Genomic DNA, 15,320 nt, shown 5'->3' on the forward strand with positions numbered 1-15,320 from the left:
TAAGAAGCCCTATGATTACTAGTCTCTCATTGGTATTTGCCGTGATTACCACTCTGTGCATCATGTTGTTCGCTGCGGTAAAAGTAGGGGTTGGTTTGTCTAACAATCCAGACAGAAATGATAATTAACCTAAACCACGTAACCCCACTTCATACTTCACTTAACAGTGATGTGCTCACATCACCGGGCAATCGTCGAACTCTCCATTCCTGGCATTAATGATGTACGTGATCACCCCGAATATAGCTGGTGCAGAACTGTAACCATCATCATCTGCTGGCAGCGCTTCCCTTCTCCCGCTCTCCAGATTAACGAGGTGGGGTTGAGGATGTGTCCGATATCGCTTGATCCTAAATTCTCCGTCTATCGCGCAGATCAGCAGCGAGCCATCACAGGGAGAAAGTGACGCATCAACAACCAGTAGCGCCCCCTGGATTATCCCTTCCCTGAAATGTGAACGCGATGCCCGCATAAAATAAGTCGCTGCTGGCTGGCTGATTAGCTGCTGATCGAGGGAGATTCGTGTTTCAACATAATCTGCCGCAGGTGAAGGAAAGCCCATGTTTACGCCCTCTCTTGAATACCGGATAAAAACACAGTATAAATACTGTATATCCATACAGTAAAGGAGCAATGATCAATGTTCGTGGAACTCGTTTATGATAAAAGGAATTTTGATGGTCTGCCCGGTGCAAAAGACATCATTCTGGGCGAGCTGAGCAAGAGGGTTCACCGGATTTTCCCGGATGCTGATGTCCGGGTAAAACCGATGATGACACTGCCGGCGATCAACACTGACGCCAGCAAGCATGAGAAAGAACAAATAAGCCGTACTGTTCAGGAAATGTTTGAAGAGGCTGATATGTGGCTGGCAAATGAATAATGTTCTGCAATCCTGCACAGCCTACGCAGGCGGGAGAGCGGGCCAGTTAACATGCTCAGGGTCAGTTGTCACATCGACCGCCTTAACCTCGTTTTTATAAGCCATCCACGCCGACAGTTTAGCTTTGTTGGCGTCGCTTATTTCACCCAGCATCAGCTCTGTTCGCCAGTCGAGCATTACTTTATCGGCACTGGCCAGCAACTGACTACGCAGTTTTTCAGCGTCGGCTATCGCCGCATTTCGCTGCGCGTCGGCATCTGTAACCCACTTGCTGCCATCCCATTTATCATACTGAGTGGATGGCGCAACGGTTGTGTAACCTGAACGAATCTCCCCTATGTAATCAACGAATTCCGGGGTTCTGTCCATAGTCGAATAGACCGTAATGCCGCGATGGTCTGGCTGTTGCTTCCAGCCAGTACCGTTGAATACAGCGACAAATCCCGACCGTTTCTCTCCCGGATCGATATCGGTTGAATACCCTGGCATGCTGACACCAGGATGAATAAATTCATCAGAAAACCCGCAGTATTCTCCCGTGGCTGCATCATAGTAAAAGCAGACGACATTTCCCGGCTCAATAGCCAGTCCATTTTCATCAAAAACAGGTTTCATTATTTTGCCCTCACCAGACAGTTAAATGCTATTGAGCGTGGTGCGGTTTCACCGGTGCCACCGCTCTGCGTTTTTGTAGATATTTTTGGGGTGGCCACATCGTTTTCTACCACGACCCAGGTTGAAGACACATCGTCCACGCCAACGGCCATCCTGCCTGTTGGTAACACATGCGTATGCTCCTTGAGGCGTGAATCCGCCCACCCCAGTAATGGCTGTACCGGGTTAACCCCGCGACCATCATCAAAAATACGAATAAACTCCCCCCGCATTTCAGGAATAATCAGGCCGGGCCACATCAGCGCCAGTTTTGGATATTCGGCGGCAGAGAACGACGTATTATTGGTTTTCAGAAATACCATGTTTGACCATTCCGGCACGACCGTATTTGGCATTGCAGCCAATGACCAGTAAAACGGGATTCCAATAGGGGGAGCGCCTGCTCCCAAACCAAGGTTTGAGAGAGCCTCTGCAATTGCTGCGGGCCCGTCTGCTTTGATATCTGCAAAAGGATGTGCGCGGCTTAACAGCAGCGCTTTCAGGGCAGTAAGTAACTGGTTATGTTTTGATTTATCCAGATTAACGCCGGTTGCTTCTACAACTCCCGCCAGTTCTTCCTGCAACATATCAAAATAATCGTTATCAAGATCTGTGGCCGGGGTTCCTGTCTGGGGGTTACCTGCAGTAAAGCCGTTCTTGCCCGCGCCGAATTTATCTTTCTGCGCAGTAGATGTGTCAATGCGATGCATAATGTCTCCGGTTACGGATATTTGAATATTACGTAGGTATGGGATGGGCAGAGTTTATTGATCACGCATTCAGCTACCGTATCACCCCAGTAACGAATCGGTGTTTCACAACTGTCTGTACAGGTCATCCAGGTGGTGTCTGTTGAAGCAGGCATATTTACCTGCCAGTAGTAACGCCATTCAGTTGAATAGGTCGCATCCATACACGACGACGTACACTTGAAGGGTCCCTTGTTATAGCGCGTGATAGTGGCTCCGGGCTTCCCCAGTGCAGCCAGTTGACGAAGGTAGAAATCTTCGTTGATTCCTCCGGTAAGATTAACTTTTGCGTCCAGCCGTTGCTGTCGCTGCCGTAACGTCTGTGTGCCTGATGGTATACATTCATCAGGCAGACCGCAGCACCGCTCCCATCGGTCAATAAGTTCTGTTGTGGTGCGCGGATCAAGCTCCAGCATAAGTTCATCACTACGCTGATGCACCCTGAGCAAAGAAGGCGCTACGCCACTTATCGCAACATCGTCAACTGACCACGCAGGCCCAGGTGGAAGCAAGGCACTCAGTAACTGGACATAATCATCATTACTCACGCCCACGTTATTACCCCCAGTACAGCCAGTTCATTTTTTGCAACTGGCGTATCAACTGTTGGTGAAAGTAGCTTATGGCTGTGCTCACCGGCAGCTATAGAAATAGCCTCGTTTGTACGGGACAACTCAAGCGCCCCTTCCGGATAGCCGTCACGCAGCAGGAATGAACGAAGCTCGGCCTCAACTGCGGCGCGTATTTCAGGAGTATCCGGGTTCAGGTCAATGGTGTAGTTGACCGTTTTTGGCGTTCCCTTAAATACATAGAGGTCTGAACCCGCTACGGGTGCCAGTGGTTCAATATGTGCCTGAGCTGCAGCCACTGTTGCATCATCAAGAATCGGGTTGATCAGGTAGCTACTGGCTATCATAACGCCGACGGTTCCCGTCCCCATCCAGTGCCGGTATGTCCACGCACGTGTTACACCGGGTACTTCTTTTGCCCAGACAATATAATCTCCGTCAGCGCCGCCTTGCGGGGTCCAGTAGTAGCGTTCCAGGACACGGGCACGCCAGACATCAAGGTCTTCAATATCAAAACCGCCAGTGACCGTATCGGCCATGCCGCCGGAAGGAAGTCCGTTAACCGGCGTAACCAGTGAGAGCGCCTCACCATCATCCATATTTCCGGTTATACCTGTCATGCTGCAGACAACGGGTACACGAAGCACGCCACCAGCACTCGTTGCATCTGCCTGGGCGATGTACTGGACAAGGTCGTCACGCTGAATGACCGATCCTGCACTCACCTTGAGCCCATTCGTTACGCCATCCCATCGCATAAAGCCTGATGCGGCCACGGCATCTTTTCTCGGACATCGTTTCATCGCCGCATGCCGATAAAGCCATGACTCATCGCAAAGATCAGGCAGCATATTCATCGCCAGATAATCGATATAGCCATAAACCGTATGCAGCGCCCCCGCATAAACTTTGGCCCTGACATCTTCATCCATGCGGCGAAGCTCATCATTGATGTCAAGCCGAGCAAAAAGGTCGGTGCGGATCATGCTGATGTTTTCGGCCAGCGTTGGCCGCTGAAATTCACTGTCCGCCATTTGTGATCACACTCCATAAATCGCTAAAAGAAATGATTACGGGCCCATCCCGCCGCCAGAGCACAACCTGATTACTAAGCTCGTTGATGCCCGTTCGCTGAATGTCGATATCAATGCGCGAAACCACGCCGTCATCCAGCATCCACTGGAGAGCATCACGTAAATAGGTGCGTACTGTGTTCACCAGTGCGTTTGTGAGTTTGCTGCGCTGCAGGAGCCATAATTTTGAGCCATAGCGATCATTTGCTACTGCTGGCCAGGTATCTCCCCACCACCCCATAGGTACATCAGCATTGTCGTCAGGGTCTGCGCGCCGGTGAGTGAAGAGCGAAATCACCACTGCACGCGTAAGTGGGTCAAGCGAAGAACTGGCATTTACCCGGGTTCCGTTGACTGTCAGCCAGAGTTCCATCACACCTCCATCTTGTTATCGGGTGCATCGGTTTTATTTCCCTGCCCGTTTTCTTTGTGATGGTGTCCGTTGTAGGCAACGCGCATGGCTGACATTGTCAGACCACCAGAATCGCAGAGGTCTTTGACCTGACCAGTAACGTCAAGATCCATTTCAAAACGGGCTTTTGGCGCATTTTTGAACGTAATCACCTTGCCACCACCATCAACAACAATCCCGGCGCGTGTCAGCGTGACTGACTGCCCCTGGTCATCGTAGAGAGCGACCTCCCCCGTTTTGAGCCCCTTCATGCGATAGCGACGATCAGACACGGTGATCGCAACGGCGTGAGAACGGTCACCGTCAGGAAACAGAACAACAGCCTCAGCCCCCGCTTTTGCACGAGAAGTGAAGCCATAGGGCTCAAGGTGCTCAATGCCCGCCTTTTGCTGCCCAGCCAGTAACTCAACATCTATCATCTGGCACTTAGAAGCCGCGTTGATACTCTTCACAACAGCGCGCCCAATGAGTCCTAACAGTTGCCTTTGCATACTTTGCATCACGCTCATCAGAACGGGTCCTCTTTGACTTTCCGTTTTTTGCCACGCTTCTTACTGTCATTTTCAGGTTCTGGCAGATAGGCATCCGGCGGCCCGACACGTAGTTCGGTTATTGTGCCGTTGTTGTCCTTAGTGAATGACACTTCAGAAATGAGCAGCTCGCGGTTATTGAAGCCACAAATGGGGTCATAGACGATAACGCGCTGGTTTGGCTGCCACAGAGAACCATCCCCCTGTCGCCAGCCCCATACCGTGTACGTGGTTTCATCGGTACGTGCGGCGCGTTGCCGGGCCTCGAATTCAGCGCGCGCAATACAACTGGCGCCAGTGGACTGCCCCGTTTGTTGTACTGCCATAGGGCGGTAACGGCCAATTGAGGCATCTGTTGTTTTTGCACGAAGAGCCGTTGTTGTCGCAGCCCCAAAATCATCATCGTTTCCGGCACGCTGCCCCGATACCTGGTACGTTGAAAAACGTTCACGGATGCTTTTCTCGGTATCGCAGGAAATAATGTTTTTCCCCAGCACCAGAGCTGTATGAGCGCGCGTGCTACCAATGCCGCCGATAACCAACCTTCCGCGCGGATCGTCGTAGGCAAGCGCCTGCTGCTGTCCAAGCATCTTGTTCAGGACTTCAATAACCGTTTCACCGTGATCGGGTTGTACACCGGGAATAGCGCCACCCGGTGCACCAGCGTTTACAACCGCTATACCGAAAGGTCTGGCAAGCGCTGAGGCCACCTGAACGAGTGATTGCCCATTGAATTGTGTCGGCTCAGCAGCGCAATCAATCAGATCAGCAGTCAGGCTGCGCCCGCTAATTCCGACACTAATTGAACGCGCATCGTAGCGAACCGGCGTTGCTTCAATCCAGCCAGTGACCACCAGATCATCACCGATTAGAACCTCGACTTTGTCGCCGTTTTTAACCCTGGGCTGAAGTGACGCAACACCATCACCACCGGGCCACTGTCGGGTGATCTCTACACTAAAATCTCGAGCCAGACGCTCAATCCCGGAACCGATACGAATTGACGTCCAGCCCCCCCACTCACGACCGTTAACACGGAGAGTTACGTTATCGCTCATCGTACAGGAACCCTCAGCGGAGATACCGGCACAAAGCCGGGGTGAGCCACAGCATTGCGCCTGACAATGTCAGACTCCCGTGAAGCGTTATCGAACCAGGTTGCTGCCAGAACAAGTGCCGGAGTTACCTCATCAGGCGTTCTGATAACGGTCTTTTGGGTCTGCACCAGGCGGTGTTTTATGTCGTTGTTAAGGTCGGATTTCACCCGGCGCAAAGCCAGAAACAAACGGTCATCGGTCGTGCGGGATAGTTCTTTATCAATAGCGGTATTCAGCGTGTCGCGGATATCAACGAGGTCATCCCACGTCGGCACATCAACCACCGCCGCCTCATCCGGTGCGTTATTCAGCGCAGGGTGTGTCACAGAAGGCCATCCAGAAGACTGCTGAGTTTGTTCCTTTGTCGTTATTGCAGGCGTTGGCAGTGTTGTAACAGCGTAAACCGCTTCGCTTATGGCTGTTGTGCGTACTGCACTGGCAACATAATTCCCCTGTTCCTTACTGAGCTGTGTGCTTTTGCTGTCCGTTTTCCATATACCTCGTGGGGCCATATCTGATCCCAACGAAATACCGGCGAACCCCTTAATCATTTTCATAACGTCAGAAGCATTTCCGGATAGTCTGTTCGCCGTGCGCCACACTTTCTGAATAGCTTCGACATATCCTTTTCCTGATGACGGAGGAGGAAGAAGAACAGAAATATCACCCTGCATAAGTCTCGCTGCATCTGCGACATAGCTGTCGACCATCGCCATAGAATCAGAAACAAAGCCCAGGATGCCAGTGGCACGCTCAAGCACATCTCCCTGAGCGAAGTCAGGCAAACCATCCATGCCGAACTGATCAAAGTTGTCGCTGATACAATCATCAAGTGCTGAACAGGAAGATACCAGCGTGTTAGCTGTTGCTGCGCCAGCCGTTGGATATTCAAGTTCACCCGCTTCGACGAACTGCAGATCAAAGCGCACCATCCGCCCTTCACTACTGGTCGTGCCAACACGGATCTCACCATCAACACAGACGTTAAGCTCACCATATGTTGGATGTACCAGAGTGCCTGGTCCTGGTTTATTCAGTGCTTCTATCAGCCTGTCACGCTGTTCGAAACAATCTTCGCCGACGACATAGGCGGTGATATTTGGCCGGAAGGTGACCTTACCGAGATCTTCGGTGTAGGGTTTATCGCGGTTGGGGTATTCGTGTGTTTCAACTCGACGGCCAACCGCCGCCCCTTCACCTTCGAACTTAAATGGTACGCCACGGAATGACGCATCCTGAAGTCTGTCTTTCCACGCCATATAAACTCCGGGCATTAAAAAACCCGCCGAAGCGGGTTAAATTATCGATATGGGAATTCACATATCGCCTGTATGGTAGCCAAAACCGGAAACGATGCTTATACCTAACTCACGTCCCGCTCAGTCCACGGCAGAAGTTGTTTCATGATGCAACAAGCGTTCCTGCCAGACAATCCAGGCAACCGCCGCCTCCCATGATATATATCCGTTATCGCCATTTGTCGCCCGGCGGAGATCAACTGCATCGCCAAACCTTTCAAGGATGAATTTTTCAAATTCTGTGCGCTTTTCTTCGTCGTGCGTTGAATCCATGTTCTCCCCAGCCGCATCCTGATCATCGCTCTGATTGCATAAAAAATAGCATACCCGTTAGGGTGTGGAAAACCCACTCTGGCGGGTTACACTGAACATGACAGACGGGTTAACTATCTCTGCTAAAGCGACTGTATCCCACATCATAAGAAAGCCACGGTGTCGCACTTCCGGCAGGTGTCGCAACGCGCATTCCTGGAGGCGCATTATCGAAAGACACGTTAAGTTCGCTACGCTGCATCTGTGGGGATTGCGCCCGATCCATAACGGCACCGGGCCTCAGCAGTGGAACCGCGGGTTGATAGTTATCCCTGGTAGTCTGACCGGCAAACATTTCCCTTTGCTGCTTGTTGTTATACCAGCCGCCTGAATTCCAGCGATTCTTCAGGGAATCCCAGAATGAGTCGGTATGATCGGCCTCTTTTGCCGCATCGGCGATTTCCTTGAGTTGCTCAAACATATAAATGGCAACCCCTATCTGAACTGTCGTGGCTCCCAGCATGGCGATTTTCCCAAGAACACCCGATAGCTGACTGGCGAGAGCAAAGGCTGTACGCAGCGAACCGATGGTTTTCACTGCAAATACACCAGTCATGTACATCCCAATACCACCCAGTACAGTTTCCCACCCTCCCATTACCTGTGCGACATTATCCACCTCCTGCCAGACAGATTTGATCACCGGTGCGACATCATCCCAGTTCTCGATAATGAGCAGGGCGCCTCCTGCCAGTGCCGCAATTGCCAGTTTTGCGGGCGAAAGATTGATAACGCTATTCAGTATCCGGAAGGCACGAGAAAGAACGCCAACGGCCCCGCCAGCCACAATGAGTGCCGCACCGAATTTCGCGACTGACTTCACCATCTCTGGGTTTTCTCTTACCAGTTCGCGGACATGCTCCAGCCACGGCATCACAGCTTCGGCGGCCTCGTTGATAACCGGAAGAAAGGTATCCCCCAGCGTGACAGAAATGGCGTTAACACTGTTTCTCAGCAGGGTTAACTGGTTTTCAGTGGTAGCTGCACGAGAAGCATATTCCTTTTGCATCGAGCCACCGTACTGCTGGGCGTCTGCCACTCGCTCAAAGTTGATACGCAGCAGGTCCATATTGGTGAGAAGTGGTGCTATCGCACCAGCAGACTCACTGCCAAACAACATATTCATCGCCGCAGCCTGCTTTTCTTTCGGGATTTTTGATATCCCGTCAAGCACCTTCAGCATCGTGCCTTTCGAATCTTTCTGCATATCTGCAGCCAGCTTTTTCGGGTTAATCTTCAGCGCAGCAAGAACCGTTCTCTGCGCTTTGGTTGCTGCGCCACCTGAAGTTAAGGCTTTCATGAAGTTTTTAATGCCTGTTGCAGCAATTTCAGGCTCCACACCCATGCCGGCAATCGTTGCCCCCAGCGCCGCAATCTCACCCGAAGCAACCCCGGCAATCTCGCCAAGAGGTCCAATTCGGGTCACAATCTCTGATATTTTTCCGGCATTTGCTGGCCCGGTATTCCCCAGATAGTTAATTTTATCAGCCAGAACAACCACATCATCCTGGGTCAGTTTAAACGCCGTTCGCCACTGCGCCATCATCTGACCAGACTCTTCAGCGGTGGTGTCAAACGCCACGCCCATTTTTACCGCGTCGCTGGCAAACTGCATTAGATCGCTTCGTGCGATGCCCGCCTGACCACCTGCCGCGACGATCTCTGCAATCCCTTCCGCTGCCATCGGTAACTGAGTGGAGAGCGTCAGGATATCATCGCTCATTGCGGCAAATGCGTTCCTGTCGTCCAGACCGTCAACAACCTTGCGGATGTCAGCCATCTTCGACTCAAAACCCATCGCCGCAGTAACAGGCATAGCCAGCGCACCGAGAATGGCCGCCCCGGCAGCGGTAGCGCCCACTGACAGTCCGGCCATTTCCTTCTGAAATCCCTTTAACTTTTTCTGCATTCCCTTCATTGGCCCAGACAACCGGTCAACGGCGGTAATAATCGCTTTTAGTTGAAAGTCATCAGCCATGTTTTATTTCCTCGTTGATGCGAACAGCCTCTGACTCCAGCGTCAGGAACTCAGAAATCGCCGTCCGCCGGAGATCAAGAGGGTTTATTCGCCAGAAGTAAGCGGTGTTGTAGAAGCGTTGTCGGAGGTTTGCTCCGTCCCCGATCGGGTAAAAAAATTCAGGATCAACATGCAGGCTTTAAAAATATCAAGCTTAGCCATCTGCGCTGCAGAAGAACGGGGGATCCCGGCAAGTAAAGGGATGTATTTCAGCGAAACAGCGCTGTCCAGTCTGACACCACCATCCGCAGATACTGTAAACGGAAATCCCACGCCCTCTATTTCGTCATATGTGGGTTCCCGTAACTCCAGTACATGGAGATCTTCACCATGAGCTTTAACCGGTTTGCTGAGTTTGAGTTCTTTCATTACTGGTAATCCCCTTCTTCACCGTGGAATTCAAGATCCGCCGTACCTTCTTCGGCGTTGTGGTTTGCTTCACCGTGCAGCCAGGCTGACGACAGGACATAAACCTGACCGTTTGCCAGTTCGGCTGTAATGGTCATCTGGTCTGAGGTAGTGACCTTGTTGACCGGAAAATCTTTCGGCACTTTAAAGGTGCCTTTGATATAGGGCGCGCGGTGCGTTTCTTTACGATCCACCGAGCCATCAAGGCCAATGACATCATCATTGACCTTCGTGTTCATCGGCACCTCAATACCGCCGGTCATGGATAATTGCTGACCATCAATTTTGAAATAACAGGTACCTGCAATGCGCGCCATTATGCGGACTCCTCTTGATACTGAAGGCGGAACTGGTTAACGACCGCAAACACTCGCAGCTGGTTAACATAGTCAGGCGGGAACAGAGTGTTGATACGGTTTGGGTTTGTCGCGTCGCGTTCAACCTTCAGGTATTGCTTGAACAGGTCGTAATTTTCAACGATCCCGGCGCGCTCCATCTGTCGGTAAGTCGCCAGCAGTTCCCCTTTGATAACAGCCGGGGTAACAATCGCCTGACCGGGGCCAAAACGGGTACCGTCGTTTGCCAGTTTGTGGCGACCGTACTTGCTGGTAATAACCGATTTCAGACGGCGGAGAACATAAGCGCTGGTATGCAGCGTCTCGCTGTCGAGATAACTGTTATCCGCAACACCGTAGGCGTTTTTCTTGTACGTTGTAACGTCGCGCTGAATGCGCAGCGTACCGCTTTCAACGTATGACGTTGCAATCCCATGTGACAGCAGAGACTGCTGCTCGGTCATTGTGAAACGCTTCCCTTTTGGTGCTGGTAGCATGTCCACGAGCTCACCTGTCTGGGTTGGGCGCGCCGGATCGTTACGGATAAAGACGGCATTACGTGCGGTGCGACTGGCCGCCAGTTCATCTGCCGGGGTCTGAGTTTCTTTCTCGTACCCCGCCACCGTGATGTGCTGTTGGTTAAGCTGATCACCGGCAGCAACCAGCTCAGAAAGCGTTCCGAGTTTCGCGGTATAAACGTGGCCATAAAGCTGGCGCGCGTAGCTCCAGCGACCGCTGGTATCGTTCATTTCGCTGACAAATGCATTAACCGAGGCCAAATCGCTGAACGGATGACCAATATAATCAAACGGCTCATCGGCCATAGCTGCAATAGCGCCATTGAGTACCGGAGCCCCCGTTCCGGCAGCGCCAGCAGCGACGGCTACCGCTACGCCTGCAGGCAACACTTCACCACCGCCGTAACCGTAATAATTCAGAACCACGGGGATGTCATTCCCGCTCAGACCTTTGTGACGTGCTGTCAGAGTGACAACGCCAGCAGCAGACGAAGCGATAACCGGCAATGTCGGATCAGCATTGATTGCATCTTTAATGCCCGATGCCACAGCCTCCACATCATCCCCGCTTACAACTGCCGCCTGAATGCGAGTACGCCCGACATAAACATTCACCGTGCCGCTCTCAGTTGCTGCTCCAGTTACGGTCAGAGTGTACGTGGCCGCCACTCCTGCCGCTGGCTCAGGGACAGCAATGATGTAAAGTTCACCAAAAGGATCGGTTTTGCGGTAAGCCGCAACCATGCGCGCAAGCTGACTGCCGGGGCCACAAATCTGCTTTGCGTAATCAGCGGACGGCATCAGTACCAGCGAATCAGTCTGAATTGACGCACCTGTATTAGCATGGCCAAGCAGCAACGACGGCGCTGACTCCTGACTTGTATTTGCCGCCGAATTATCCATCTCAGCATAAAACAGTGGCACCAGCGTATTTGCCGGGATAGTGCTGAAACTAACGGTCATTGGTTTCCACCTTTTTCTGTTTAACTTTGTTCACGCGCCTGATATCGCCAGCGGCTTCCCGGCGCAGCCAGTAGCTGCTTTCTTCAACATTTCGCCCTTCAACAGGCAAAAGGTCGCCTCGGGCTGGGTCAGGTACTGACCGCCCTTTTTGGGGTTTTACAAACATGGTATTCCTCAGGAGGGGAGAGTTATCTCTGTATGATGCTCGGGTTCCCCATCGGGGCCATGTCCCGGATCGATAAAATCAACATCAATCGCCAGCGTTTTAAAATCAGCCAGATCGTTCAGTTCATCCTGCTGGCGGGTGTCATCTTCTGACAGCTCATTCAATACAGTGAAGTCGAACTGGTAGCTCAGTTCATGCCGGTTCACATCGAGAAGCGTACCCCCGGCATAGGTGATCGGGTTTCCGCACTCTTCAGGATTCCAGCCCAGGAGCGCTTTAAACAGTGACTGTCGCACATCGTGAACAACATCATATGAGGCAAACTGACCGCGTTCATCCCGGCCATTGCTGACAAACACAATGACGGCAAACCCTTCGGTTAAATCCTGCCAGTAGTCAGTCTGGCTCATCTGTTCCCCTGGTGAGTCATCGCCGGGAACAACATAAGCCGCCGGCAGTTTCATCTTTCCGACTTCCGGCAAGTCCTTAAACTGCGCAGCACCTGCTACACGATTCTGGAATTCCGGGCAACGCGCCCGTAGTGCTGCAATAATCGGGGCCAGTTTCATCAGCGTCGCCTCTCCGGTTTGAGTGATAGCCTCAGTTCACGCGTCAGGTAGTAACGCGTCCACGGGCTGTTTTTGTTGAGTGTCTCAACCATAAAATTATTACGCGGTGCCAGACGCCAGCCGCTACCACCAGAAGCGCCACGGTGATGACTGCGCCGACGTTTTGCACCACCGCGCACACCGTAGAAGAGAAATGCCGGGTAAAAATCGTCGGTGATGAGCCGGTTCCCCTGCCCGTTCTTCTGGTTAGGTGCTATACGTGCCATAAACCCCGGCCGCCGCCCACTTGCTTTTGGCACCATGTAGCCAATTGATTTTGCCAGGCGTCCTGTCTGATAACCTGGGTTTTCCCCTGGCTCAGAACGTCCGCGGCGCATTACCAGTCGACGTGCATCACGCATATGTCGCTGGCCAATAGTGATAAATGCCCGCCGGACACGCGCGCGGTTGAAGCGCATTTCGTTCGGCTGCTGAAAATCAACGTGAAAAAAGGGTTCCTCCATTGGAATTACCTCCAGTATTTACCGGGAACTCACCCAACTCAGTGCATTCCAGAAGCAAATATCGCCGCTTGCTGTTCAGGTCACGCACTCGCTTAACCCGGTACACGAGGTCATTCAGCACTACTTCAAAATCAGTAGTGATCCCCCTGCGCCAGCGAATGGTGATGTAATGCGTAATAACGTTTTCGGTCTGGGCCGTCTCCTGGTAAGTAGTGGCGCTGGTTTGCACTACCTTTGCCCAGGCCGGAAACTGCACCGGATAAGTTGGCTCAATCCCCATGTCATCGCTCGGAGAATCGACGCGTTGCCGGATACTCACCCGTTTATCGAGTTCCCCGGGATCAGGCATGGTATAGAGGGCGCTGGTATTAGTTGACCGTCTCTTCATACTAAAATCCCGATACTGGTAACCGCCGTGGGTATAACAGAAATTCAAAAGCCTGAGGGGTCTCTGACATTTCCAGTTCTGATACTGAACTTCTATTTTCATACCAGTGACTGATCAGCATCAGCATTCCCAGCTTGATATCATTGGTAAGTGTTATGCCGTCATCATCAGTGTCAGGAATTACGTCTTTTGTTGGGTAAAGATTACGATTCAGATAGGTTGTAGCCTTTGCTTCCGCAGCTTCACCAAGCAGGGTCAGTAGCATATCCTCGTCCGTAAAATCCACCTCAAGACGGCACTGTTCTTTTATTTCTGGAAGCGTAAGTAACATCCTGCCCCCTTATTTTTTATCCGTTCGTTTTTTGGCCTGCTCTGCCTGCTCTGCCTGCTCTGCCTGCTCTGCCTGCTCTGCCTGCTCTGCCTGCTCTGCCTGCTCTGCCTGCTCTGCCTGCTCTGCCTGCTCTGCAGGAGTATCCTCGCTCACACATTCCGCATAACCTTTTCTGATCAGCTCCCGGCCATGCTGCTCCAGCGTTTCAAACTCGCTACCTTCAGTCTGTACAGTACCGTTGAAATAAACCGGTTTAAGGGATCGCATTTTCATTTCTGTTTCCTCAGGGTGAAAGCGGCCAGAAGGCCGCTGTTATGAATTACACGCCGCTAGGCGCAGGTGCTGTAAAGGAGCCATAGATAAACGCCTCCGGGCGTTTTACCGCCAGCGCCAGACGCTCTTCACAGCGGATCGAAATCATGTTTTTCTCGAAGTCGTCGGCGTTCTCTGTGGAGATAACCACGTTCGCATCTTCACGGTCGAAGATCTGCGCTCCAGCGTTGAATGCGCCTGTCAGGAATTTACCCTGGAAGGCAGCAGCTTCGGTGGCAACAACCGGCAGTCCCCAAAGTGTCGGTCCCGCCAGTGCCGCAGGGTTCGCCAGGATATAGCGACCCAGACTGTCTTTAGTCAGCTCAATCTTCGCCCAGTCAATGAAGTGCAGAACGTGACCGGAAGCCGGGAAGCGTGCCAGTTGCGCCTGCAGCATCGCCAAGCGAAGATCATCAATACCGTTCTGCTGTGCAACAGCAAACGCCGCAGCAAAAGCTGAAGCCTGAGGAACGATGCCATCAAGGTGAGCTCCAGTGCCATCCCCAAAGAGGATTTCCTGCTCTTCGACATACTTCAGTCCATAACGAAGCTCAGCATCAATAGTGGACTGAAGCTGTGGCATATCGTCGAGGATCTGTTTCGCCGCTTTGAACAGGTGGGCAACGGTGCGAACCGGCGTAATTTTTTCAGCAAACGCAATATCGCTGTACGGCTTGGTAGTATTTTCCGCCACCGCTTTAGCATTATTGGTAAATCCGGTCTGCTGCACCCAGTAAATGGTATTGGACTCGGTGCGCCCAGGCGCGATCAGATCGCGAATAAAAAGGCGCTGCTTCGGCTGTGTATCAATGCCAGGAAGACGGTCTGGCGCAACAATCTGACCAGGGACATTCACTGACAACAGAGCTGCACTAACAGGAATGCTCAGGCGCTTGTTGCCTTCAACACTGGCAGCAAACGTTTTCAGCGCTTCAGCAGAAATAACCTGCTGCCCAACAGTCTCGACAACCTGTTTTGCATTTGCCAGTGGCATCTGCGCTACATGTTGTTCAAGGTCACCAACGGCTGCTTTTAGTGTTTTTTCAGCTTCGCGAAGGGCGTTAAATTCAGACGCCATTTTGTCGACAGCCGCCTTCGTTTCTTCTGAAAGCTGGCCGGACTTTGTCGCTTCTTTGAGTGCGTCTTCTGCTTTCGCGTTGAACTTACTGGTTGCCTCTTCAATGCTGGCAGTGACTTTTTTCAGAATATCGTTTACTTCAGACATAAAGGGTC

Annotated in this window: 22 protein-coding genes; 1 reads left to right on the forward strand and 21 read right to left on the reverse strand. The window is 52.0% G+C overall.

The features are described 5' to 3' along the window. Window positions 1-175: 175 nt before the first annotated feature. Window positions 176-562 carry a S24 family peptidase gene (locus HV041_RS12335; protein ID WP_165712316.1) on the reverse strand — a complete coding sequence of 129 codons (387 nt, stop codon included), beginning with the start codon at window positions 560-562 and terminating at the stop codon, window positions 176-178. A gap of 78 nt (window positions 563-640) precedes the next feature. Between HV041_RS12335 and HV041_RS12340 the strand changes: the two genes are divergently transcribed. Then, entirely contained in the window at window positions 641-883 is a 243-nt protein-coding gene (locus tag HV041_RS12340; RefSeq protein ID WP_165712315.1) for a DinI family protein, read from the forward strand. A 21-nt stretch (window positions 884-904) separates the two neighbouring features. On the opposite strand, the gene HV041_RS12345 is transcribed toward HV041_RS12340, so the two are convergent. From HV041_RS12345 to HV041_RS12440, 20 genes are all read right to left on the reverse strand, one after another. Continuing rightward, complete coding sequence (locus HV041_RS12345) at window positions 905-1,498, reverse strand: tail fiber assembly protein (RefSeq protein WP_165712313.1); 594 nt, start codon at window positions 1,496-1,498, stop codon at window positions 905-907. Then, complete coding sequence (locus tag HV041_RS12350; RefSeq protein WP_165712311.1) at window positions 1,498-2,247, reverse strand: integrase; 750 nt, start codon at window positions 2,245-2,247, stop codon at window positions 1,498-1,500. The genes HV041_RS12345 and HV041_RS12350 overlap by 1 nt, the downstream gene beginning before the upstream one ends. Window positions 2,248-2,258: 11 nt before the next feature. Beyond that, entirely contained in the window at window positions 2,259-2,840 is a 582-nt protein-coding gene (locus HV041_RS12355) for a YmfQ family protein (protein WP_165712309.1), read from the reverse strand. Continuing rightward, complete coding sequence (locus HV041_RS12360; RefSeq protein ID WP_182294221.1) at window positions 2,831-3,889, reverse strand: baseplate J/gp47 family protein; 1,059 nt, start codon at window positions 3,887-3,889, stop codon at window positions 2,831-2,833. Before HV041_RS12360 ends, HV041_RS12355 begins: the two co-directional genes overlap by 10 nt. Then, window positions 3,876-4,301 carry a phage GP46 family protein gene (locus HV041_RS12365; RefSeq protein WP_162873146.1) on the reverse strand — a complete coding sequence of 142 codons (426 nt, stop codon included), beginning with the start codon at window positions 4,299-4,301 and terminating at the stop codon, window positions 3,876-3,878. The genes HV041_RS12360 and HV041_RS12365 overlap by 14 nt, the downstream gene beginning before the upstream one ends. Then, entirely contained in the window at window positions 4,301-4,849 is a 549-nt protein-coding gene (locus tag HV041_RS12370; protein WP_165712305.1) for a phage baseplate assembly protein V, read from the reverse strand. The genes HV041_RS12365 and HV041_RS12370 overlap by 1 nt, the downstream gene beginning before the upstream one ends. Next, on the reverse strand, window positions 4,849-5,928 hold the full coding sequence (locus tag HV041_RS12375) for a phage baseplate assembly protein (RefSeq protein WP_165712304.1): 1,080 nt from the start codon (window positions 5,926-5,928) through the stop codon (window positions 4,849-4,851). The genes HV041_RS12370 and HV041_RS12375 overlap by 1 nt, the downstream gene beginning before the upstream one ends. Beyond that, window positions 5,925-7,226, reverse strand: a complete 1,302-nt coding sequence (locus HV041_RS12380) for a DNA circularization N-terminal domain-containing protein (protein ID WP_165712302.1) — start codon at window positions 7,224-7,226, stop codon at window positions 5,925-5,927. Before HV041_RS12380 ends, HV041_RS12375 begins: the two co-directional genes overlap by 4 nt. Before the next feature lie 120 nt (window positions 7,227-7,346). Continuing rightward, a complete protein-coding gene (locus HV041_RS12385) occupies window positions 7,347-7,538 on the reverse strand; it encodes a hypothetical protein (RefSeq protein ID WP_165712300.1) in 192 nt (63 codons plus the stop codon). Window positions 7,539-7,647: 109 nt separating this feature from the next. Further along, window positions 7,648-9,555 (reverse strand): phage tail tape measure protein, encoded by a 1,908-nt coding sequence (locus HV041_RS12390; RefSeq protein WP_182294222.1) that lies wholly within the window; start codon window positions 9,553-9,555, stop codon window positions 7,648-7,650. 84 nt (window positions 9,556-9,639) lie between these two features. Continuing rightward, on the reverse strand, window positions 9,640-9,963 hold the full coding sequence (locus tag HV041_RS12395) for a phage tail assembly protein (protein ID WP_086550240.1): 324 nt from the start codon (window positions 9,961-9,963) through the stop codon (window positions 9,640-9,642). After that, entirely contained in the window at window positions 9,963-10,319 is a 357-nt protein-coding gene (locus HV041_RS12400) for a phage tail tube protein (RefSeq protein WP_088583004.1), read from the reverse strand. The genes HV041_RS12395 and HV041_RS12400 overlap by 1 nt, the downstream gene beginning before the upstream one ends. Continuing rightward, window positions 10,319-11,818 (reverse strand): phage tail sheath subtilisin-like domain-containing protein, encoded by a 1,500-nt coding sequence (locus HV041_RS12405; RefSeq protein WP_165712296.1) that lies wholly within the window; start codon window positions 11,816-11,818, stop codon window positions 10,319-10,321. Before HV041_RS12405 ends, HV041_RS12400 begins: the two co-directional genes overlap by 1 nt. Next, a complete protein-coding gene (locus HV041_RS12410; protein ID WP_088583006.1) occupies window positions 11,808-11,984 on the reverse strand; it encodes a DUF2635 domain-containing protein in 177 nt (58 codons plus the stop codon). The genes HV041_RS12405 and HV041_RS12410 overlap by 11 nt, the downstream gene beginning before the upstream one ends. An 8-nt stretch (window positions 11,985-11,992) precedes the next feature. Further along, a complete protein-coding gene (locus tag HV041_RS12415; RefSeq protein WP_165712295.1) occupies window positions 11,993-12,553 on the reverse strand; it encodes a hypothetical protein in 561 nt (186 codons plus the stop codon). Further along, window positions 12,553-13,056 carry a hypothetical protein gene (locus tag HV041_RS12420; RefSeq protein WP_165712293.1) on the reverse strand — a complete coding sequence of 168 codons (504 nt, stop codon included), beginning with the start codon at window positions 13,054-13,056 and terminating at the stop codon, window positions 12,553-12,555. Before HV041_RS12420 ends, HV041_RS12415 begins: the two co-directional genes overlap by 1 nt. Further along, window positions 13,031-13,444, reverse strand: coding sequence for a phage head closure protein (locus tag HV041_RS12425; protein ID WP_165712291.1), 414 nt, complete (start codon window positions 13,442-13,444; stop codon window positions 13,031-13,033). The genes HV041_RS12420 and HV041_RS12425 overlap by 26 nt, the downstream gene beginning before the upstream one ends. 1 nt (window position 13,445) lies before the next feature. Then, the gene (locus HV041_RS12430; RefSeq protein WP_165712289.1) at window positions 13,446-13,775 is read right to left on the reverse strand and encodes a head-tail connector protein; all 330 of its coding nucleotides are present in this window, start codon (window positions 13,773-13,775) and stop codon (window positions 13,446-13,448) included. 9 nt (window positions 13,776-13,784) lie between these two features. Further along, window positions 13,785-14,048, reverse strand: a complete 264-nt coding sequence (locus tag HV041_RS12435) for a hypothetical protein (protein ID WP_182294223.1) — start codon at window positions 14,046-14,048, stop codon at window positions 13,785-13,787. Window positions 14,049-14,094: 46 nt separating this feature from the next. Continuing rightward, window positions 14,095-15,312: a phage major capsid protein gene (locus tag HV041_RS12440; RefSeq protein ID WP_165712285.1), complete on the reverse strand. Its 1,218-nt coding sequence runs from the start codon at window positions 15,310-15,312 to the stop codon at window positions 14,095-14,097. Between the last annotated feature and the right edge of the window lie 8 nt (window positions 15,313-15,320).

It is taken from the genome of Citrobacter sp. RHBSTW-00029, from assembly GCF_014104295.1.
Classification (GTDB): Bacteria; Pseudomonadota; Gammaproteobacteria; order Enterobacterales; family Enterobacteriaceae; genus Citrobacter; species Citrobacter youngae.